This is a genomic window from Mesorhizobium sanjuanii, assembly GCF_002529485.1.
GTDB lineage: Bacteria > Pseudomonadota > Alphaproteobacteria > Rhizobiales > Rhizobiaceae > Mesorhizobium > Mesorhizobium sanjuanii.
The window spans coordinates 1-4939 of sequence record NZ_NWQG01000256.1; the positions used below are offsets into that span (position 1 = coordinate 1).

Annotated in this window: 6 protein-coding genes; all 6 read right to left on the bottom strand. The window is 61.9% G+C overall.

Annotation, left to right across the window (positions count from 1 at the left end):
* Positions 1 to 155: 155 nt before the first annotated feature.
* Positions 156 to 1166 carry a DNA-directed RNA polymerase subunit alpha gene (locus CN311_RS29710; protein ID WP_032933403.1) on the bottom strand — a complete coding sequence of 337 codons (1011 nt, stop codon included), beginning with the start codon at positions 1164 to 1166 and terminating at the stop codon, positions 156 to 158.
* A gap of 99 nt (positions 1167 to 1265) precedes the next feature.
* Positions 1266 to 1655 carry a 30S ribosomal protein S11 gene (gene rpsK / locus CN311_RS29715; protein ID WP_006205444.1) on the bottom strand — a complete coding sequence of 130 codons (390 nt, stop codon included), beginning with the start codon at positions 1653 to 1655 and terminating at the stop codon, positions 1266 to 1268.
* Between the two features lie 139 nt (positions 1656 to 1794).
* Positions 1795 to 2163 (bottom strand): 30S ribosomal protein S13, encoded by a 369-nt coding sequence (gene rpsM, locus CN311_RS29720; RefSeq protein ID WP_006205445.1) that lies wholly within the window; start codon positions 2161 to 2163, stop codon positions 1795 to 1797.
* Between the two features lie 220 nt (positions 2164 to 2383).
* On the bottom strand, positions 2384 to 2983 hold the full coding sequence (locus tag CN311_RS29725) for an adenylate kinase (RefSeq protein WP_097577170.1): 600 nt from the start codon (positions 2981 to 2983) through the stop codon (positions 2384 to 2386).
* Positions 2980 to 4320 carry a preprotein translocase subunit SecY gene (secY, locus tag CN311_RS29730; RefSeq protein WP_097577171.1) on the bottom strand — a complete coding sequence of 447 codons (1341 nt, stop codon included), beginning with the start codon at positions 4318 to 4320 and terminating at the stop codon, positions 2980 to 2982. The genes CN311_RS29725 and secY overlap by 4 nt, the downstream gene beginning before the upstream one ends.
* Before the next feature lie 258 nt (positions 4321 to 4578).
* Positions 4579 to 4939 (bottom strand): 50S ribosomal protein L15 (gene rplO, locus CN311_RS29735; RefSeq protein WP_097577172.1); only part of this gene is annotated, 361 nt, incomplete at its 5' end.

Consider the following 4939-nt stretch of genomic DNA (forward strand, 5'->3'; position numbering starts at 1 on the left):
GCGGTGGCTGATGCTGCGGGCGAAGCGGCGGCCTTTGAAACCGTGGCGCATGGCTCTTTTCCTTCTTCAGTTGTTCAAGAGGCCACGGCCTCTGATGATTTTCCGCATGACCGTCGGATCGAGCGGCTCACGCCGCCGATCCTTGGAATTCATGCTCAATATTGGTCTTCGTAACGCTTGGCGAGGTCTTCGATGTTTTCCGGCGGCCAGTCCGGCACTTCCATGCCGAGGTGCAGGCCCATTGCCGCCAGCACTTCCTTGATCTCGTTCAGCGACTTGCGGCCGAAGTTCGGGGTGCGCAGCATCTCGGCTTCGGTCTTCTGGATCAGGTCGCCGATATAGACGATGTTGTCGTTCTTCAGGCAGTTGGCCGAACGCACCGAAAGCTCGAGCTCGTCGACCTTCTTGAGCAGCGCCGGGTTGAAGGCAAGCTCGGTGACGGCCTCCGTGGCGACTTCCTTCTGCGGCTCGTCGAAATTGACGAACAGGCCGAGCTGGTCCTGCAGGATGCGGGCAGCGAAAGCCACCGCGTCCTCGCCCGAGATCGACCCGTCGGTCTCGATGGTCATGGTCAGCTTGTCATAGTCGAGAACCTGGCCCTCGCGGGTGTTCTCGACCTTGTAGGAGACCTTCTTGACCGGCGAATAGAGGCTGTCGACCGGGATCAGGCCGATCGGCGCGTCCTCGGCGCGGTTGCGCTCGGCAGGCACGTAACCCTTGCCGGTGTCGACGGTGAATTCCATGCGGATCTCAGCGCCTTCGTCCAGCGTGCAGATGACGTGGTCGGGGTTGAGGATCTCGACATCGCCAACCGTCTGGATGTCGCCGGCGAGAACCGCACCCGGTCCCTGCTTGCGCACGACCATGCGCTTGGGGCCGTCGCCTTCCATGCGGATGGCGATTTCCTTGATGTTCAAGACGATGTCGGTCACGTCCTCGCGCACGCCGGCGATGGACGAGAATTCGTGCAGAACGCCGTCGATCTGCACGGCGGTCACAGCCGCGCCGCGCAGCGAAGACAGAAGCACGCGACGCAGCGCGTTGCCGAGCGTGAGGCCAAAGCCCCGCTCCAGCGGCTCGGCGACCAGCGTGGTCAGCGTCTTCTTCTTCGACGAGAACTCGATCTTGTTCGGCTTGATCAGTTCCTGCCAATTTTTCTGGATCATGATGCTTTCCTTCCGTTGACCCGCCACCATCCAATCGTGGCGGGCGACCTGGAAAACCGCGGAGGAACGCTTTTGGCGTTCACGCGGCGTTCAGTAATTTTAGACGCGGCGCTTCTTGCGCGGGCGGCAGCCATTGTGCGGGATCGGCGTCACATCACGGATCGAGGTGATGGTGAAGCCGGCCGCCTGCAGGGCGCGCAGCGCCGATTCACGACCGGAGCCGGGTCCGCAGACCTCGACTTCGAGCATGCGCATGCCGTGTTCCTGGGCCTTCTTGGCGACGTCCTCGGCGGCCATCTGGGCGGCGAACGGGGTCGACTTGCGCGAACCCTTGAAGCCCTGGGCGCCGGCCGACGACCAGGCAATCGAATTGCCCTGCGCGTCGGTGATGGTGATCATCGTGTTGTTGAAGGTCGAATTGACGTGGGCAACGCCCGACGAGATGTTCTTGCGTTCGCGACGGCGAACACGAGCGGCTTCCTTGGCCATGGTAGTCCTTTCAGTTGATCTCTACACCGCCGTAATGCCAGCGGCTCCACCAGGGAGAAGGCAGTAGGGGAATATGGCAGTAGGGCAGTATGTCTGCCGATCCTATTGCCGTACTGCCCTACTCCCTTACTGCCCTAAATTACTTCTTCTTGCCGGCGATCGACTTGGCCGGGCCCTTGCGGGTGCGGGCATTGGTATGCGTGCGCTGGCCACGAACCGGCAGCGAGCGACGATGGCGCAGGCCGCGATAGCAGCCGAGGTCCATCAGCCGCTTGATGTTCATCGACACTTCGCGGCGCAGGTCGCCTTCGACCTGGTAGTCGCGGTCGATCGTCTCGCGGATCTGCAGGACTTCGGCGTCGGTCAGCTGGTTGACGCGGCGCTCGGCCGGGATGCCGACCTTGTCGACGATCTCCTGGGCGAACTTCTTGCCAATGCCGTGAATGTACTGAAGCGCGATGACAACGCGCTTGTTGGTCGGAATGTTGACGCCGGCTATACGAGCCATGTTCTTCTCTTCTCCATGTGGGCCGGCCAACCCTTAGAAACAAGGTAGGCCCAGCGCTATCAAAGTTGCCCCGCGTCCGGTGGAGACCGGCCCTTGCGGGAGTTTCCAGTTCAAAACGGGCTGCCTTGCCCTTGCGGACAAGCAAAGCTCATGCCTGATAGGAAGACGGGCCGCCATACCCCAGCGGACCGCTCCAGTCAAGCGCAATCGTCTACTTTCTCTAGGCAGCCTCTTGGGTGGCTGATTTAAGCACTGCTTCGATCTGTTCGGTGACCGCATCGATACCGGCCATCCCGTCGACGCCTCGGAGCTTGCCCTTGGCGTAATAGTAGCCGATCAGCGGCGACGTTTTCTTGTAGTACTCCCTTAGGCGTTCTTCGAACACCGTTGGATTGTCATCCTTGCGCACCGGCTGACCGGCGGCCTTGGTCTCCTCGGCGCGCTTGACGATACGACCGACCAGCGCCTTGTCGTCGACGACAAGTTCGATGACGACGTCGAGAGAGAGGCCGCGCTCCCTGAGCATCGATTCGACCGCGTCCGCTTGCACCAGGGTGCGTGGGTACCCGTCGAGGATGAAGCCCTTGGCGCAATCGGCCTGGTCGATGCGCTCGGCCACGATGGCGTTGACGATCGCGTCGGAAACCAGCTCGCCGGCATCCATCACAGCCTTGGCGCGCTTGCCGACTTCGGTGCCGGCCTGGACGGCCGCGCGCAGCATGTCGCCAGTGGAAAGCTGGGGTATGCCGTGCTTTTCTACCAGTCTTTGTGCTTGTGTCCCCTTGCCCGCTCCTGGCGGCCCAAGCAATATCAACCTCATCTGGCCTTCTTCCCCCCGCGCAGCTTCGACTTCTTGATCAGGCCCTCATACTGGTGCGCGATCAGGTGACCCTGAATTTGCGCCACCGTATCGAGCGTTACACTGACCACGATCAGAAGCGATGTGCCACCGAGGTAGAATGGTACGCCAGTCGCAGAGATCAGGAACTCGGGCAGCAGACACACCAGCACCAGATAGATGGCGCCGACGACGGTGATGCGGGTGAGAACGTAGTCGATGTAGTCGGCGGTGCGTTCGCCCGGACGGTAGCCCGGAATGAAGCCCGAATGCTTCTTGAGCTGGTCGGCGGTGTCCTTCGGGTTGAAGACGATCGCCGTGTAGAAGAAGGCGAAGAACACGATCATCGCCGCGTAGAACGCCATATAGAGCGGTTGGCCATGGCCGAGCGCCGCCAGGATGGTGCTGGCCCAGGCAGGCATGTTGGTCGTCTGCGAGAAGCCGGCGACGGTCGCCGGCAGCAACAGCAGCGACGAGGCGAAGATCGGCGGAATGACGCCTGACGTGTTGAGCTTCAGCGGCAAATGCGAGGTGTCGCCCTGGAACATGCGGTTGCCGACCTGGCGCTTCGGATACTGGATCAGCAAGCGGCGCTGGGCGCGCTCGAAGAACACGATCAGCGCGATGACGACGACGGCGAGAACGATAATCGCGAGAATCAGACCGGTCGACAGCGCACCGGTACGGCCAAGCTCCAGCGTGCCGGAGATGGCGTGCGGCAGGCCGGCGACGATGCCGGCGAAGATGATCAGCGAAATGCCGTTGCCGATGCCGCGCGCGGTGATCTGCTCACCGAGCCACATCAGGAACATGGTGCCGCCAACCAGCGTGACGACGGTCGAGATGCGGAAGAACATGCCGGGATCGCTGACGATGCCGTTGCCGCCCTCCAGCCCGACCGAAATGCCATAGGCCTGCACCAGCGCCAGCAGCACGGTGCCGTAGCGCGTGTACTGGTTGATGATCTTGCGGCCCTGCTCGCCTTCTTTCTTCAGCGCTTCCAGCGACGGGATGACCGAGGTCATCAACTGCATGATGATGGAAGCGGAGATGTAAGGCATGATGCCCAGCGCAAAGATCGCCATGCGCTGCACGGCGCCGCCGGCGAACATGTTGAACATGCCGAGCACGCCCTTGCTCTGCGACTGGAAGGCCTGCGCGAAAGCGTCGGGATTGATGCCGGGAAGCGGGATGTAGGTGCCGAGGCGGTAGACGAGCAGCGCGCCGATAGTGAACCAGATGCGTTTCTTCAGGTCCTCCGCCTTGGCGAAGGCCGAGAAATTCAGATTCGAGGCCAGTTGTTCAGCAGCCGAAGCCATGCCTGATTCTCCGCTAGAGCATGATGCCGAAAAGTGTGGAACGGTTTTCGGACAACATCATGCTCTACTTCTTTGATTTCCATGTCACGCTCGAAGGCCCGCAGGACAGGCCGCGCGTATCACCGAAACTCACGAGATAAGCTCCGGACCGTAAACATGCAAGCGGCCGCGTTGACGCGGCCGCCATATTGGTCAAATCAAAGCGCAATCGAAAGCAGAACCGGGTCGCACCTTTGCCGATCGCGCTTCAAATCGCCGTTACTCGGCGGCGGCCTTTTCCGGCAGCTTCACCGAACCGCCGGCCTTTTCGATCTTCTCGATTGCCGCCTTGGAGGCACCTGCCACATCGAAGGCGAGCTTGGCCTTGATGTCGCCATCGGAGAGGATGCGCACGCCGTCCTTGACGCGGCGGATGACGCCGGCCGCGACCAGCGCATCAGCCGTCACAGTCGCCTTCGCGTCGAGCTTCTTGGCGTCGAGCGCGGCCTGGATACGGGCCAGCGACACGACGACAAAGCTCTTGGCGAAGATGTTGTTGAAGCCGCGCTTCGGCAGGCGCCGGTAAAGCGGCATCTGGCCGCCCTCGAAGCCGTTGACGGCGACGCCGGAGCGCGCCTTC

Excerpts from the sequence above, each read along its gene's own strand:
- rpsK (WP_006205444.1), bottom strand. The coding sequence starts at position 1,655 with ATGGCCAAGGAAGCCGCTCGTGTTCGCCGTCGCGAACGCAAGAACATC.
- CN311_RS29710 (WP_032933403.1), bottom strand. The coding sequence starts at position 1,166 with ATGATCCAGAAAAATTGGCAGGAACTGATCAAGCCGAACAAGATCGAG.
- rpsM (WP_006205445.1), bottom strand. The coding sequence starts at position 2,163 with ATGGCTCGTATAGCCGGCGTCAACATTCCGACCAACAAGCGCGTTGTC.
- CN311_RS29725 (WP_097577170.1), bottom strand. The coding sequence starts at position 2,983 with ATGAGGTTGATATTGCTTGGGCCGCCAGGAGCGGGCAAGGGGACACAA.
- secY (WP_097577171.1), bottom strand. The coding sequence starts at position 4,320 with ATGGCTTCGGCTGCTGAACAACTGGCCTCGAATCTGAATTTCTCGGCC.